Here is a 14,688-nt window from a genome sequence, read left to right as displayed (position 1 = left end):
GGGGGTGATTATAGATGATAAAGGCCCTTAAGCTTTTTTTTGGTAAATGTTATTTTTCTTATCGATGATTTTGAAGCGGCCGGTTTCGGTGCTCCTCAGTGTTTCTTTGGCCCCCAGGCATAGGAAACCAAAATTCGCCAGACTGTTGTAAAATAATTCGATTACTTTCTTCTGTAAATCTGTATTGAAATAGATCAGGACATTTCGGCAGGAGATCAACTGAAACTCATTAAAGACGCCGTCTGAAGCCAGATTATGCGCAGAAAACAGCAGGTTCTTTTTTAAAGAATGATTGATGGATGCCGCTTCATATCTGGCTGTGTAATAATCAGAAAGGGTATGGATTGCGCCGGTTTTCTGGTAGTTCTCAGAAAACAGCTTCATCTTCTTTAAATCATAAATGCCGTCTTTGGCGAAATCCAGTACATCATTATTGATGTCCGTTCCATAAAAGAAACTCCGGTCGTACAGCTCCTCATCTGAAAAAAGTATGGCATAAGAATAGACTTCTTCGCCGGTAGAGCAGCCTGCATTCCATACCTTGATGCGCTGATAGGAGCGCAGATAAGGGATGATGTTCTCCTTAACGGAACGGTAAAACGAAGGATCTCTAAACATTTCAGTGACGTTAACCGTAATTTCAATGAGGAAAGACTCAAAATAATCATGGTCGTTGGTCAATAAAGTACGTAAGTCAAAAAGACTTAGTTTTTGCAGCTGCATGATTCTGGTGACTCTTCTTTTTAGAGAGGCCGGGGAATAATCGCCGAAATCAAAGCCATGTATGTTTTTTATAAAATCAATTAGTTCTGCCAACTGATCGTAACTGATGTAGTCTTCTTCTGCATTCATATTAACTTAACCAGACTCTTAACATCGATAATAACTTATCCATGTCAACAGGTTTAGAAATGTAGTCGTTTGCTCCGGCTTCAATACAACGCTCCCGGTCATTTTTCATTGCTTTTGCGGTTAAAGCAATGATTGGAAGTTTGGCAAAGCGCTTCTCTAGTCTGATGGCTTTCATGGCCTCATAGCCGTCCATTTCTGGCATCATAATGTCCATCAATACCAGGTCAATCTGGTCAGACTCTTCAAGCTTTTCTAAGGCTTCCCGGCCGTTGGTGGCAATCACGATTTTCAGGTCGTATACTTGCAAGGCGCTGGAAAGTGCGAAAATATTACGCATGTCGTCATCAGTAATGAGGATGGTTTTATCCTTCAATACCTTTTCCATGGTAGACACACTTTTTCCTTTTGAGGTACTAGGCTTTGCTGGTCCGTCTTGTTTCAGTTTATTGATAAACAAGCTGACCTCATCAATCAGACGGTCGTTGGATTTGTTTGATTTTAAAACCATTGCATCTGTATACCTCATAATGTGCGCCATTTTTTCCTGATCCAATTCCATAGCGGTATTGATGATCACTGGAATGTGTGCATGTTTTGCCTGCGACTTGATCTGGTCCAATAAATCGAAGCCTGAAATATCCGGAAGTTTTAGATCAAGAATGATGCAGTCGAACACCTGATCGTCTAAAAGGTCCAGCGCTTCTTTACCAGTATATGCCTGTTTCACAGCTACTCCTTTATCTCTCAGCTGTTCGGTTAGTTCTCTGCTTTGTAATTCCTGATCTTCGATCACCAGCACGCTTCTGAAGTTATATTTGAGATAGGCGGCACTTAATAAATTAAAGGCTTCATCGAGCTGTTCTTTCTCTACCGGCTTTTTCAGGAAGCCAATAGCACCTTCTTTTTAGCTTTACTGGCTTTTTCATTTCCTGCCGACATCATGTGTACTGGGATATGTTTTGTCCTTGGATCTGCTTTTAGCTTTTTAAGAATCGTCCATCCGTCCATTACTGGCAGCATGATGTCCAGTACAATGGCATCAGGTAGTTCTTCAAATGCCATGGCTAGGCCAGTATCTCCACTATGAGCAAGCAGGGGTTGAAAGCCTTTTTCTATCGCATAATCGTTCAATACATCAGCAAATACCTCATCATCTTCGATAATCAGGATTCTTTGTGATTCATTCCCTTGTCTTACTGGCTCTTCGTTAAACTCAAAAGCAGCAGGAGCGGAGGTATAAGTTTTCTGTTGGACAGTCGCTACCTGCTCTGGCAGCTGAAATTCATTGATTCTTGGAATATATAAAGTAAAGGTACTGCCTTCATTAGGTCTGCTGCTCACCTGGATTTCTCCGCCAAGCAGGTAGGCCAGTTCTTTACTGATGGATAAGCCAAGGCCGGTGCCGCCAAATTTTCTGCTGGTAGAACCATCGGCTTGCTGGAAAGCTTCAAAGATGAGCTTCTGCTTGTCTTCCGGAATACCAATCCCAGAATCTTTAACGGTAATGCCGATGATTTCTTCTTTTGTGTTTCTGAGACGTTCAGAGAAAAATGAGGTACCCTTCCCTGGTCTGCTGATGTTTAAAGTAATGTGCCCGTATTCCGGTGTAAATTTGAAAGCGTTAGACAATAGGTTTTTCACAATTTGCTCTATCCTGGACTGGTCACTTACCAGGTCCTCTGGCAAGTCATCCGCCAGAATGGTTTGGAAATCGATCTTTTTGCTTCTGGCGAGTTCCATAAACAATGATTCCATGTGCTGACTAATGGCGATTGGTTTTACCTTTTCTATATTCAGGTCTACTTTTCCAGATTCAATTTTGGATAAATCAAGGATGTCATTAATCAGGCTCAATAGATCATTTCCCGCATTGTGGATCACTCCGGCATATTTTACCTGATCTTCATTTAAGTTTTCAGGTCTGTTTTCTTTTAATATTCTGGCCAGGATCAGGATACTATTTAAAGGAGTACGAAGCTCATGACTCATATTTGCCAGAAACTCCGATTTATATTTACTGGAAACTTCCAGCTCTTCGGCCTTCAGACTGATGGCCTCTCTGGCCTGGTTGATAGAAATATTGCGTTCTTCCAGCTGCTGTGCCTTTTCTTCCAGCTCTGCATTGGTTTGACGCAGCTCTTCCTGCTGTACCCTCAGTTCTTCCTCTGAAGATTGCAGCTGATCAGTTTTGTACATCAGCTCCTCATTGGTAGTCCTTAATTCTTCCTGCTGACTTTCCAATTCTTCTGCCTGCTGCTGTGTTTGCTCAAATAAAGCCCTTAGTTTTACCCTGGCTACTGCACTATTGACAGCTAAACCTATACTTTCACTGATGGTACTTAAGAAAAGCACAGTTTTTTCGTCTGGTTCCTCCTGTAAGCCCAGTTCAATCACAGCTAATGATTCATCTTCAAATACGATCGGCACCAGGTAAATACAATGAGGCAATGTGCTGCCCAGTCCCGAACGGATCTTCAGGTAGTCTAAAGGTACATTCTTAAATAATTTAGGCTGCTGCTCTGAAGCGGTTTGTCCCACCAGGCCTTCTCCATAGTGGTATTGATTGCTGTCTCCTTTTTTAGGTTGATAAGCGTAACCTCCGGTATAGCGGAATAAATTTCTAGACTTGCTGAGTAAGAAGAATGCGCCCACCGGTGCACCAATATAGTTGCTGATCCTACTCACAATATTCGCAGAAAGCTCCTCTACCTCTTGTTCGCCACGCATGGCATCATTCACCTCGGAAGCTCCGGAAAGTAGCCAGTTCTTTTGCTCATTTTCCCCTGATATTTTTTCCAGTTGCTGATTAGACTCCCTGATTTTGCCCTCTGTTTCTTTTTGCTGGTCAAAGGTCTTTTTGATATAGCCGAATAGGAATAGGATTAAAGCGAAAATAATCAGGGCACTCAATGAAATGATTACGGTACTCCTTTGACTGCTCATCAAAGTGTTGGCTTTGCGTTTGGCCAGAAGCTTAAATTCTTCATCAATCATCTTTCTGCTGAAAGCTAATATTTTGTCTTTATAGAATTGTCCGCCGCCATCCAATACACGTTTAGCGGCTGCTGCTGCACTTTCTTTATCATAAATACGGATCACTTCCTGCATCTCCGCTACTTTTTTATGGGCATAGAAATCCAGAGAGTCTGCCCGCTCGATCTGATCGGGATTGTCGGAAATTAATCTTTTTAAATCCTGTACAGTTTCCAGGATCAATGGCGCATTTTTATTATAAGGGCGCAGGTAATCACTTTTCTGAGATAAAATAAAGCCTCTTAAAGAACTTTCTGAATTCAACACCTGTATTTCTGCATTTTTGAGCAGATTGATGACTTCGTAAGTGTGACTTTGCCATTGTGTATCGTCCTTTAATTTCTCAACGCTCAGGTAGGAAGTAATGGCAGAGACCAGCACAAACAATAAGGAAACAGCGAATCCTGTTAATACCTGTTGTTTGAAAGTAAGTTTAAACATAAATGCGAACTATTAAGTATAGGGAAAATATCCGCAACAATGGGGGAAGGTAGAATTACAAACTGTCCATAACCCGTCCTTTTACGGGCTGTATTTCAAAGAAATAAGACCATAGTTCGGCATGCTGTTATTTTTTTTGCAAAATCATTTAGCTCCCCCACAGAGCTAGACAAAATCAACACAATATTAACGATAATAAATTTTATTTTTGTGCTTATGATCATATACGGAATACCAAATTGTAACACAGTAAAAAAGGCAAGAACCTGGTTGGCAGATCAGGGATTTAATCCCAGCTTCCACGATTTCAAAAAACAAGGCATAACTGCAGAGAAACTGCAGGAATGGTGTACTATTTTTGGATGGGAGAAGGTGTTGAATAAAAAAGGAACTACCTGGAAAAAGCTTAGCCCTGAGCAGCAAAGCAGTGTGGTAGATCAGGACAGTGCGGTTCAGATCTTATTGAACAATACCAGCGCCATCAAAAGACCAGTCGTAGAATTGGATGGTAAATCAATACTGATTGGTTTTGACGAAGCTGCTTACGAAACTATGTTAAAATAGTTAAATCTTTTAAGGTTAATTTTTGTTAAACAGTTTTATAAAGAAAGAAACAGTGTTACATTTGGGTATGGTTAAATATTTATTTTTATTCTTCGTGAGTATTGCTCCTTTAGGTTTATGGGCACAAACAACAACAGTGACCGGTGCGGTTTACGACTTTGATAATAAGTCTTTTCCGATGCAGGATGTGCTCGTTAGAAACCTGGACAGTAAGAAGTCTATAAAAACAAAAGCTTCCGGGCAGTTTAGTCTGCCTGCCAAAGTGGGTGATTTAATCGAATTCTCTCATCCAGGATACCATACTGATACTTTATACCTGATTGACCTGAAGCCAAAAATGGTGTATCTGCCTGTAAAATCTACAGACTTAAAAGGAGTGGAGATTACGAGTGCTAAGGTAAATCCATCTGTCATGGTAGATGGAACAGGTAAACCAATCAAAAGGGTCATGACTGATGGTCTGGAGGGTAAAAAGAATACCGACAGAGCTGGAGGGGTGGTGCTGAACCTGGGTTATGGTAAAATGAAAAGAGATAGAGAGAAAGTTCGCTTTCTGGAAGAGAGGGATGCTTTCGAGACGGAAATCAGAGATAATTTTAATGAAAAAACCATCACTGATTTAGTAAAACTGGATGGGCAGGAGTTGAAAGATTTTATGGTCATGTATCGTCCGAATGTAGCCCTTGTAATGAGCGAACGCCCATTCAATTATAAATACTATATCGCAAAAGCCTACAATAGCTGGAAAAAACTTCCTGCAGATCAGCGGAAATTACCGCCGATGCCGAAGTTATAGTCGAACTAATAAAACCGTTACAATGGTTTGGTATAAACATTCATTTTATATCTTTAGTTCGAATCTATAACCAATAAATACGATGATGAATAAGTTTACCTTTTTAGGGGTATTGTTATGCGCATTTGGTTTCAGTTCCATGGCGCAGCAAGCCACTGGTAACTACGACCCTCATGCTGCATTTAACCCGCTGTTTTACACTCAGAATGGAAATGAGTTCCGTTCTGCAATCGGCTATCCAGGTCCTAAATACTGGCAGAACCGTGCGGATTACCAGATCACAGCAAATCTTGATGAAACTAAAAATCTGGTAACGGGAACCGTTACCATTACTTATAAGAATAACAGCCCGGATAAACTGCCTTACCTATGGCTGCAATTGGACCAAAATCTTTTCGCGGAAAACTCCAGAGGAAATTCGCTGATTGCTGCAGGCAGCCGATATGGTGCCAGGGGCGAAAAAGTAGAAGGAGGTTATAAAATTGACGGACTTAGCGTAAGTCAGAAATTGAAGCCGGTAAAATTCAGTTCGATCACTGAAGATACCAGAATGCAGATCCGTTTAGATCAGCCATTGGCTGCAAACGGAGATCAGGTGACTATCAAAATGAACTTCTCGTTTATCATTCCTATCAATGGATCTGACCGTATGGGTCATTTAACCACTAAGAACGGGGAGATATTTGCGATCGCACAATGGTTTCCAAGAATGGCGGTTTATGATGACGTGATTGGATGGAATACCCTTCCTTATTGGGGTGCTGGAGAGTTTTACTGTGAGTATGGCGATGTTGATTTCGCCGTTACTGCTCCTGCAAGTCATATTGTGATGGGTTCTGGGGAATTATTAAACCCTCAGGAAGTATTTACACCTACGGAATTATCTCGCTGGAATGCTGCAAAACTAAGCGATAAAACGGTGACTGTACGTTCAGAAGAAGAGGTAACCAATCCGAAGTCGCGCCCGGCAACCGGAAAATTAACCTGGAAATTCAAAATCAAGAATACACGCGATGTGGCCTGGGCTTCTTCGAAAGCATTTGTATTGGATGCGGCCAGAATTAACCTGCCAAGCGGTAAAAAATCTTTGGCGGTTTCTGCACATCCTGTAGAAAGCAATGGAAAAGATGGTTATGGCCGTGGTGCTGAATATGTAAAAGCTTCTATCGAATACTACTCTAAAAAATGGTTTGAATACCCTTATCCAATGGCGATAAATGTGGCCAGTAATGTAGGTGGTATGGAATATCCTGGAATTGTTTTTTGCGGCTGGAAAGCTAAAAACGGAAGTGCATGGGGGGTAATCGACCATGAATTTGGCCATACCTGGTTCCCAATGATTGTGGGCAGCAACGAACGTAAATACGGTTGGATGGATGAAGGTTTCAATACCTTTATCAACGGATTATCTGCTGCTGAGTTTAACAACGGTGAATATAAACGCAAGCCAGACAATATGCAGGCAGTTGGTAAATCTCTGGCCAACGACAAATTGGAATATGTGATGCTCACACCAGATGCGATGAAAGAAGCGAATATCGGCATCAATCTATATTATAAGCCGGGTTACGGTTTAAACATCTTAAGAAATCAGATTTTAGGTGCAGATCGTTTTGATTATGCCTTTAAGAAATACATTGAGAACTGGGCTTTCAAACACCCTACACCATTCGACTTTTTCCGTTCAATGGAAAACGGAGCAGGAGAAGATCTTTCCTGGTTCTGGAGAGGCTGGTTCCTGGAAAACTGGAAAACAGATCAGGCGATTGCTGATGTGAAAGAGATAACCAAAGATGGCGCAATTACTGGATACAACATTCAGATTACGAACCTTGAAAAGATGCCAATGCCGATCATTCTGGAAGTGAAAACGAAAAGTGGAAAGACAGATATCATTAGGTTACCTGTGGATATTTGGATGAGAAATACCAGTTGGACGGTGAACTATCCAACTACAGAAGAAGTAGTCTCGGTAACTTTAGATCCAGAACAGGTGCTGCCTGATTTCAACCCCGATAACAATAGCTGGAAGAAATAATTCTGTGTTAAGCAAATCAAACAAGCTTTAAAATAAGGCTATTAAATAGGAGAAAAGGGTGTCTTTATAGGCACCCTTTTTTTATATAAGTTTTTTGGTTTTAAACCAGCAGCCTTTTTTATATCTTTTCTTGGGGTAACATTTCCATTTCATAAATCTCCAGGTCAAAGAACCTGGCGGAAGCCAGTAGATGATCAAATATATCTGCCATGATGTATTCGTAATCAATCCATTTTGTGGTTCCGGTAAAGGCATAAATTTCTATAGGCAGCCCGGTTGTAGTGGGAGCAAGCTGCCGCACCATCATGGTCATCTTTTTATGGATACCGCTATGATTGGAAATGTAGTTGTCAATATACTTTCTATAAAGCCCTGCATTGGTCAGGTTCCTTCCGTTGATGAGTAAAGTTTTGTCGGCACCAATGCGTTCATTGTTTTTATTGATGTCTTTCTGACGGTGGTCAATGTAAGCCGTCAGCGATTGTATTTTTCTGAATTCATCCAATTCATCAGGAGTGATGAAGCGGATGGTTGATTGTCGGATAAAAATCGCACGTTTGATCCTTCTTCCTCCGGATTCACTCATGCCCCGCCAATTTTGAAAAGAATCGGAGACTAGAGAATAAGTAGGAATGGTGGTGATGGTCTTGTCAAAGTTCTGGACTTTTACGGTGGTCAGGTTGATTTCCATCACATCCCCATCGGCGCCATATTTAGGCATCGTAATCCAGTCGCCAATCCGAACCGTATCATTTGTGCTCACTTGTATGCTGGCAACAAATCCCATAATGGTATCCTTAAACATCAGCAGCAGGACGGCAGAGGCGGCACCCATGGCAGTAAAAGCAACCGTAGGGTTTTGTCCCGTCAGAATAGAAAATATAATAACGGTGGCAATCAGGTAGAATATAATCCGGATCACCTGTAGATAACTTTCTATAGGTTTAGAGCGGAAAGTGGCTCTTTTTCTTAGCGACTCCGCACCGGATTTGATCAGTGTCATGATCACCCAAATGATCAGTATCACCAGGTAAGCATCAGTCAGTTTGATCAAGACCTTTGTGATGGTAGGAAAAGAATGGAAGATCGCTTCCAGGGTATTCCTGATCAATGAAACGGCAGCGAGTAAAGCAATAAAATGTGCAAATCTATTTTCCAGCAGGTGCAGGAAAAAGTCAATTCTAGTGGTTTTTACGATCCGTATTAATGCAATCCTCAGTAAGCGCCTGAGTACGTTATGTAATAAATATACTGCAATGATCAGCACGGTGAGCAGGGCAAATAGGTTCACAAAAGTTGCAAGACTTTCGGGGACGCCCCATTTTACAAGAATCTTGTAGGTACTGCGGCTAATATCATCCAGGTCAAATTCGTAATCTTTAAAGCTCATTTCCGATGTTTTTACTGATTCTGGCAGGTTACAAAAAATATATCGGAAAGACAATAATCGGGGCTGCTAAAATTATTTGTCATAGGAAATCCGGTAAACGAGATTGGCAAAGTCATCTGAAACTAGTAGTGAGCCATCTTTTAATTGCAATACATCTACAGGCCTTCCCCATGCTTTTCCGTTTTTAAGCCAGCCGGTTGCGAATGGTTCATAGCTGATCACTTTATTGCCATCGAGTTTCACCAGGGTAATTCGGTAACCCATTGGTTCTTTTCTGTTCCATGAACCATGTTCAGCAATGAAGATCTGATTTTTATACGTTTTAGGAAATTGATCACCGGTATAGAATTTCATACCCAATGAAGCGGTGTGTGCAGCAAGTTTTGCCTGAGGGGGGGTATAGTCTTGAGGGTTTTTACCTTTGCCAAACTCAGGATCTAAAATATCTCCGGCATGAACAAAAGGGTAGCCGAAATGCATTCCAGATTTTTCTGCACGGTTGAGTTCATCTGCAGGGATGTCTTCTCCGAGCATGTCCCTTCCATTATCGGTAAACCAAAGGTCTTTAGTGAGGGGATTCCAGTCGAAACCCACAGAATTCCTAACACCATTGGCAAAAATTTCGAAGCCGGTTCCATCAGGATTCATCCTGGTAATGGAGGCATATCTTTTATCTTTATCTGTATTATCGCAAATATTGCAGGGTGCACCAACGGGTACATATAGTTTTCCATCAGGGCCAAAGGCAATGTATTTCCAGCCATGATGGGTATCTGCTGGCAGCTTATCGTATACAAGAACGGGTTTTGGTGGATTGGCCAAATGGTCTTCAATATGATCATAACGCCATATTTTACTGATTTCTGCTACATATAAGCTCCCATCTTTGAAGGCGACACCATTGGGCATGTCTTTTAAACCTTGTGCAATGATATAGGTTTTATCGGCGATACCGTCTTTATTTTCATCTACGAGGGCATAGACTTTATCGCCATTGCGATTGCCTACAAATACGGTTCCGTTGGCGCCCAGGGCCATGGATCTTGGATTGTCTACTTTTGCAAAAACTTCAATTTTGAAACCTTCAGGAAGCTTGATGTCATGAAGTCTGGGTTCATCTAGTTTTTCCATCGGGCGGTTACAGGTAACTGCCAATAGTGGAATGCATAGCATTAGGCCGAAAACAGGGAATAAGTATCTCATCTGATCAGGGAATGGTGAGTATGAATAACGCCTGAATTCCCGTAATTGTTTGGTATTTATATAGTTTAGCGACCTAATGCAGTGTTTTATCTTGCTTTAAAGAAGCTTTCTTTTAGTTTTTCAGCGTCAATCAGCGCTTCAGCAGCGTCTAATCGAATCAGCCATCCTTTTTGTTTCAGTAGGGCGATGTCTGTTTTGGCTACAGAAAGGTCTTTGCCTTTGATGCGTTCATGGTAAACGATAGGGGCTTTAGGTTCCACATTTGCAGGTGTATGGAATAAGATTTCCAGTTTAAATTTCGGCCAGATCTGAATGTCTGCTAATTGTGCAGAGTAAATCTTTTTGGTAGAGTGGGCAGGGATCACAGCTGCAAATTCTCCTTTATAATGGTCGCCTTTTTCTGTGGTTAAGCTGGCTAACAATTGGAATGAGGTTTCGTTCACCAGATGAAAATGGGCTACAGAGGTACTGTGCTGATCGGTGATTAGCCCTAGGTACACGCCATCTTTAATGAACTGTGCTTCCGGAATCACGATGGCGGGACGGTTGGAAACAATGTCACTTTCAGGGATTTCGTCATGAACTAAAGTCACTTTTGAAGCGAGCACTGGAATTTCAAAATCATTGGAATCGGTTACGCCAATGGTATCTTTGTCAATGATTCTGGTAATATAACCTTCTATATTTTCGTCAACGAAACGAACAAACTCTCCTAATTTAAATTTCATGAGGCAGGAATTAAGTAAAAATGAATAGGACAAATTTAGTCATTACTAATTAGAGTCTTTTTATCCGGATGATATTTAGGAGCCGGAAATTCTTATTATTTTTGCAGCATGACAGAATCAGGACAGCCGAATAATCCTTTACATGGTAAAACACTGGAGTTTATTGTGAAACAATTGGTGTGGCATTACGATTGGCCGGAAATGGGCAGATTGATCCGTATTGATTGTTTTTTAAATAATCCGAGTTTAAAGTCCAGTTTGAAATTTCTACGTAAAACAGACTGGGCGAGGAAGAAAGTAGAGCAGCTTTACTTAGATACTTTCCATTAATATAAGCAGGTTTATAGGATTGCTATTGGCGTCTTCAACCCTATGGCAATCCGCACTACACCCCGATTACGGCCAGTGTACATCGCAAATTCTAAGGGGAGTTCTCTTGTGGCTAACCCTTCTGATCCTATTGATTTTAGGCAATCTGAACTTAGAATTATTTTTGTGTTAAGCCCTTGATTTATAAATTCTATTATCCTACCTTTGCAGTCCCTTATTATAGGGGTAAAGTTTTTAAATATTAATAGAAAACAAAAAGAACAATGCCAACCATTCAACAATTAGTTAGAAAAGGTAGAGTAGCACTGGAGTTCAAGAGTAAGTCTCCTGCGTTGGACAGCTGTCCACAGCGAAGAGGTGTATGTACACGTGTATATACCACTACCCCTAAAAAACCAAACTCAGCAATGCGTAAAGTTGCCCGTGTACGTTTAACCAATGGTAAAGAGGTGAATGCCTATATTCCAGGTGAAGGTCACAATTTACAGGAGCACTCCATTGTATTGATCCGTGGTGGTCGTGTTAAAGATTTACCAGGAGTACGTTATCACATTATCCGTGGAGCTTTAGATACTTCAGGAGTTGCTGGTCGTAACCAACGTCGTTCAAAATATGGTACTAAACGTCCTAAGCCAGGACAAGTAGCAGCAGCTGCAGCACCAAAAAAAGGTAAAAAGAAATAATTAGGAGGAACAAAAATGAGAAAGTCAAAACCAAAAAAGAGAATTATCCTTCCTGATCCAAAATTTAACGATGTTCAGGTGACCAGATTTGTAAACAATATGATGTACGATGGAAAAAAATCTATCGCATATAGTATTTTTTATGATGCTGTTGAACTTGCTGAGAAAAAAGCTGGTGAGAACGGTCTAGAAGTGTGGAAACGTGCTTTAACAAATGTAATGCCTGCAGTAGAGGTTAAATCTCGTCGTGTAGGTGGTGCAAATTTCCAGGTACCTACAGAGGTAAGACCTGACCGTAAGATTGCTTTAGGCATGAAATGGTTAATTTCTTACGCTCGTAAACGTGGTGAAAAAACCATGAAAGAAAAATTAGCAGGTGAAATCGTTTCAGCAGCTAAAGGTGAAGGTGCAGCAGTTAAGAAAAAAGAAGACACGCATAAAATGGCTGAGGCTAACAAAGCGTTCTCTCACTTCCGTTTCTAATTTATAGAAGATTATAAAATGTCAAGAGATTTAAAATTTACAAGAAATATTGGAATCGCGGCTCACATTGATGCGGGTAAAACCACAACAACTGAGCGTATCCTTTATTACGCCGGAGTAAATCACAAAATTGGTGAGGTACACGAAGGTGCATCTACGATGGACTGGATGATACAAGAGGCAGAACGTGGTATTACTATTACGTCTGCAGCTACAACTGTATTCTGGCCTTACCGTGGCAATAAATATCAGGTAAACGTTATCGATACTCCAGGACACGTGGATTTTACCGTAGAGGTAAACCGTTCACTTCGTGTTTTGGACGGATTGGTATTCTTATTTTCAGCAGTTGATGGTGTTGAGCCTCAATCTGAAACTAACTGGCGTTTAGCTAATAATTACGCAGTTCCACGTATTGGTTTCGTTAACAAAATGGACCGTTCAGGAGCTGACTTCTTAAAAGTTGTGAAACAAGTAAGAGAAATGCTGGGTAGCCATGCAGTTCCTTTGCAATTGCCAATTGGTGGTGAAGATAGCTTTAAAGGTGTAGTTGATTTAATCAACAACCGTGGTATCGTTTGGAATGAAGAAGATAAAGGGATGACCTTTACTGAAGTTCCAATTCCAGAAGATATGCTAGAAGAAGTTGCGGAATGGAGAGAGAATTTATTAGAAGCGGTTGCTGATTATGATGAGTCCCTAATGGAGAAATTCTTTGAGGATCCAAATTCAATCACTGAGCGTGAGATTCTTGATGCATTACGTAAAGCGACTTTAGATGCTAAAATCGTTCCTATGGTTTGTGGTTCATCTTTCAAAAACAAAGGTGTTCAAACCATGTTGGATTTGGTAATGGAATTATTGCCTTCGCCAATGGATGTGGATGGTATCACTGGTACCAACCCAGAAACAGGTGAAGAAGTAACTCGTCAACCAGATGTTAATGAGCCATTTGCAGCATTAGCGTTTAAAATTGCAACCGATCCTTTCGTAGGTCGTTTGTGCTTTATCCGTGTATACTCAGGTAACTTAGACGCTGGTTCATACGTTTACAACGCACGTTCTGAGAACAAAGAGCGTATCTCTCGTATCTTCCAAATGCATGCGAACAAGCAAAACCCAATTCCTAATGTAGGTGCTGGTGATATTGCTGCAGTAGTAGGCTTTAAAGATATCAAAACAGGTGATACACTTTGTGATGAGAAAAATCCAATTATTTTAGAATCAATGGATTTCCCAGAGCCAGTTATCGGTTTAGCAATTGAGCCTAAAACTCAGGCTGACATTGATAAATTAGGTATTGGTTTATCTAAATTAGCGGAAGAAGATCCTACATTTAGAGTTCAGACTGATCAGGAAACTGGCCAAACTGTAATTTCTGGTATGGGTGAGCTTCACTTAGATATCTTGATTGACCGCTTAAGACGTGAGTTTAAAGTAGAGGTTAACCAAGGTGCGCCACAAGTTGCTTACAAAGAAGCAATTAATGGTACGGTTCAACACCGTGAGACTTACAAAAAACAATCAGGTGGTCGTGGTAAATTCGCGGATATCCAAGTTGTTATTTCTCCAATCGATGCGGATTACGAAAAAGGCGGTTTACAATTTGTGAATGAAATCACAGGTGGTTCAATCCCTCGTGAGTTTATTCCTTCAGTTGAGAAAGGTTTCGCAGCATCTATGTCTAACGGAGTATTGGCTGGTTACCCACTACCAGACATGAAAGTTCGCTTAATTGATGGTTCGTTCCACGCAGTCGATTCAGATGCTTTATCTTTTGAACTTGCAGCTAAAATGGCTTACCGTGAAGCATTACCAAAATGTAGTCCAGTATTGATGGAGCCAATCATGAAAATCGAAATCTTAACCCCTGAAGAAAACATGGGTGATGTAATCGGAGACATGAACCGTCGTCGTGGTCAGCTTTTAGGTATGGACACGCGTAATGGTTCTCAAGTAATTAAAGCTACTGTACCTCTTTCTGAGATGTTTGGTTATGTAACTCAGTTACGTACCATCACTTCTGGTCGTGCAACTTCAACTATGGAGTTTGATCACTACGCACCAGCACCGAAAAACGTACAGGATGAAGTAGTTGCTAAATCAAAAGGTAGAATTAAATCTGCAGAATAATAATACATCGGCAG

General features: G+C 40.9%; 13 protein-coding genes. 7 read left to right on the top strand and 6 right to left on the bottom strand.

Annotated elements, in window-relative coordinates; translation table 11 throughout:
- Nucleotides 1–27: 27 nt before the first annotated feature.
- The 3 genes from AQ505_RS23715 to AQ505_RS23710 all read right to left on the bottom strand — a co-directional run bounded on the left by AQ505_RS23715 (nt 28) and on the right by AQ505_RS23710 (nt 4,326).
- Nucleotides 28–852 (bottom strand): CheR family methyltransferase, encoded by an 825-nt coding sequence (locus tag AQ505_RS23715; RefSeq protein WP_062550451.1) that lies wholly within the window; start codon nt 850–852, stop codon nt 28–30.
- Between the two features lies 1 nt (nt 853).
- Nucleotides 854–1,651 (bottom strand): response regulator, encoded by a 798-nt coding sequence (locus tag AQ505_RS27015; protein WP_231634970.1) that lies wholly within the window; start codon nt 1,649–1,651, stop codon nt 854–856.
- Between the two features lie 80 nt (nt 1,652–1,731).
- On the bottom strand, nt 1,732–4,326 hold the full coding sequence (locus AQ505_RS23710) for an ATP-binding protein (protein ID WP_231634969.1): 2,595 nt from the start codon (nt 4,324–4,326) through the stop codon (nt 1,732–1,734).
- 216 nt (nt 4,327–4,542) lie between these two features.
- On the opposite strand from AQ505_RS23710, the gene AQ505_RS23705 reads away from it, so the two are divergent.
- The 3 genes from AQ505_RS23705 (at nt 4,543) to AQ505_RS23695 (ending at nt 7,724) form a co-directional block, all read left to right on the top strand.
- Nucleotides 4,543–4,890: an arsenate reductase gene (locus AQ505_RS23705; RefSeq protein WP_062550450.1), complete on the top strand. Its 348-nt coding sequence runs from the start codon at nt 4,543–4,545 to the stop codon at nt 4,888–4,890.
- 67 nt (nt 4,891–4,957) lie between these two features.
- Nucleotides 4,958–5,686, top strand: coding sequence for a hypothetical protein (locus AQ505_RS23700; protein ID WP_062550449.1), 729 nt, complete (start codon nt 4,958–4,960; stop codon nt 5,684–5,686).
- Nucleotides 5,687–5,768: 82 nt separating this feature from the next.
- Complete coding sequence (locus AQ505_RS23695; protein WP_231634968.1) at nt 5,769–7,724, top strand: M1 family metallopeptidase; 1,956 nt, start codon at nt 5,769–5,771, stop codon at nt 7,722–7,724.
- 118 nt (nt 7,725–7,842) lie between these two features.
- Here AQ505_RS23695 and AQ505_RS23690 read toward each other — a convergent pair whose 3' ends face one another.
- The 3 genes from AQ505_RS23690 to AQ505_RS23680 form a co-directional block, all read right to left on the bottom strand.
- On the bottom strand, nt 7,843–9,114 hold the full coding sequence (locus tag AQ505_RS23690; protein ID WP_231634967.1) for a mechanosensitive ion channel family protein: 1,272 nt from the start codon (nt 9,112–9,114) through the stop codon (nt 7,843–7,845).
- A 72-nt stretch (nt 9,115–9,186) separates the two neighbouring features.
- Entirely contained in the window at nt 9,187–10,317 is a 1,131-nt protein-coding gene (locus tag AQ505_RS23685; RefSeq protein WP_062550448.1) for a PQQ-dependent sugar dehydrogenase, read from the bottom strand.
- An 86-nt stretch (nt 10,318–10,403) separates the two neighbouring features.
- A complete protein-coding gene (locus AQ505_RS23680) occupies nt 10,404–11,045 on the bottom strand; it encodes a hypothetical protein (RefSeq protein WP_062550447.1) in 642 nt (213 codons plus the stop codon).
- 108 nt (nt 11,046–11,153) lie between these two features.
- Here AQ505_RS23680 and AQ505_RS23675 point away from each other — a divergent pair, with 108 nt between their 5' ends.
- The 4 genes from AQ505_RS23675 to fusA all read left to right on the top strand — a co-directional run bounded on the left by AQ505_RS23675 (nt 11,154) and on the right by fusA (nt 14,674).
- Nucleotides 11,154–11,375 (top strand): VF530 family DNA-binding protein, encoded by a 222-nt coding sequence (locus AQ505_RS23675; RefSeq protein WP_062550446.1) that lies wholly within the window; start codon nt 11,154–11,156, stop codon nt 11,373–11,375.
- Nucleotides 11,376–11,638: 263 nt separating this feature from the next.
- The gene (rpsL, locus tag AQ505_RS23670; RefSeq protein ID WP_062550445.1) at nt 11,639–12,058 is read left to right on the top strand and encodes a 30S ribosomal protein S12; all 420 of its coding nucleotides are present in this window, start codon (nt 11,639–11,641) and stop codon (nt 12,056–12,058) included.
- Between the two features lie 15 nt (nt 12,059–12,073).
- Nucleotides 12,074–12,541 (top strand): 30S ribosomal protein S7, encoded by a 468-nt coding sequence (rpsG, locus tag AQ505_RS23665; protein WP_062550444.1) that lies wholly within the window; start codon nt 12,074–12,076, stop codon nt 12,539–12,541.
- An 18-nt stretch (nt 12,542–12,559) separates the two neighbouring features.
- Nucleotides 12,560–14,674 carry an elongation factor G gene (fusA, locus tag AQ505_RS23660; RefSeq protein WP_062550443.1) on the top strand — a complete coding sequence of 705 codons (2,115 nt, stop codon included), beginning with the start codon at nt 12,560–12,562 and terminating at the stop codon, nt 14,672–14,674.
- Nucleotides 14,675–14,688: the final 14 nt, after the last annotated feature.

The sequence above is a fragment of the Pedobacter sp. PACM 27299 genome (assembly GCF_001412655.1).
Classification (GTDB): Bacteria; Bacteroidota; Bacteroidia; order Sphingobacteriales; family Sphingobacteriaceae; genus Pedobacter.
The sequence above is the reverse complement of the archived record's forward strand: the minus strand, read 5'-3'. Positions and strand labels throughout refer to the sequence as shown.

What these genes read in the sequence shown, in the direction of transcription:
- AQ505_RS23715 (WP_062550451.1), bottom strand. Translation starts at nt 852, where the DNA reads ATGAATGCAGAAGAAGACTACATCAGTTACGATCAGTTGGCAGAACTA.
- AQ505_RS23700 (WP_062550449.1), top strand. Translation starts at nt 4,958, where the DNA reads ATGGTTAAATATTTATTTTTATTCTTCGTGAGTATTGCTCCTTTAGGT.
- fusA (WP_062550443.1), top strand. Translation starts at nt 12,560, where the DNA reads ATGTCAAGAGATTTAAAATTTACAAGAAATATTGGAATCGCGGCTCAC.
- AQ505_RS23675 (WP_062550446.1), top strand. Translation starts at nt 11,154, where the DNA reads ATGACAGAATCAGGACAGCCGAATAATCCTTTACATGGTAAAACACTG.
- AQ505_RS23685 (WP_062550448.1), bottom strand. Translation starts at nt 10,317, where the DNA reads ATGAGATACTTATTCCCTGTTTTCGGCCTAATGCTATGCATTCCACTA.
- AQ505_RS23695 (WP_231634968.1), top strand. Translation starts at nt 5,769, where the DNA reads ATGATGAATAAGTTTACCTTTTTAGGGGTATTGTTATGCGCATTTGGT.
- AQ505_RS23680 (WP_062550447.1), bottom strand. Translation starts at nt 11,045, where the DNA reads ATGAAATTTAAATTAGGAGAGTTTGTTCGTTTCGTTGACGAAAATATA.
- AQ505_RS23690 (WP_231634967.1), bottom strand. Translation starts at nt 9,114, where the DNA reads ATGAGCTTTAAAGATTACGAATTTGACCTGGATGATATTAGCCGCAGT.
- AQ505_RS23710 (WP_231634969.1), bottom strand. Translation starts at nt 4,326, where the DNA reads ATGTTTAAACTTACTTTCAAACAACAGGTATTAACAGGATTCGCTGTT.
- AQ505_RS23705 (WP_062550450.1), top strand. Translation starts at nt 4,543, where the DNA reads ATGATCATATACGGAATACCAAATTGTAACACAGTAAAAAAGGCAAGA.
- rpsG (WP_062550444.1), top strand. Translation starts at nt 12,074, where the DNA reads ATGAGAAAGTCAAAACCAAAAAAGAGAATTATCCTTCCTGATCCAAAA.
- rpsL (WP_062550445.1), top strand. Translation starts at nt 11,639, where the DNA reads ATGCCAACCATTCAACAATTAGTTAGAAAAGGTAGAGTAGCACTGGAG.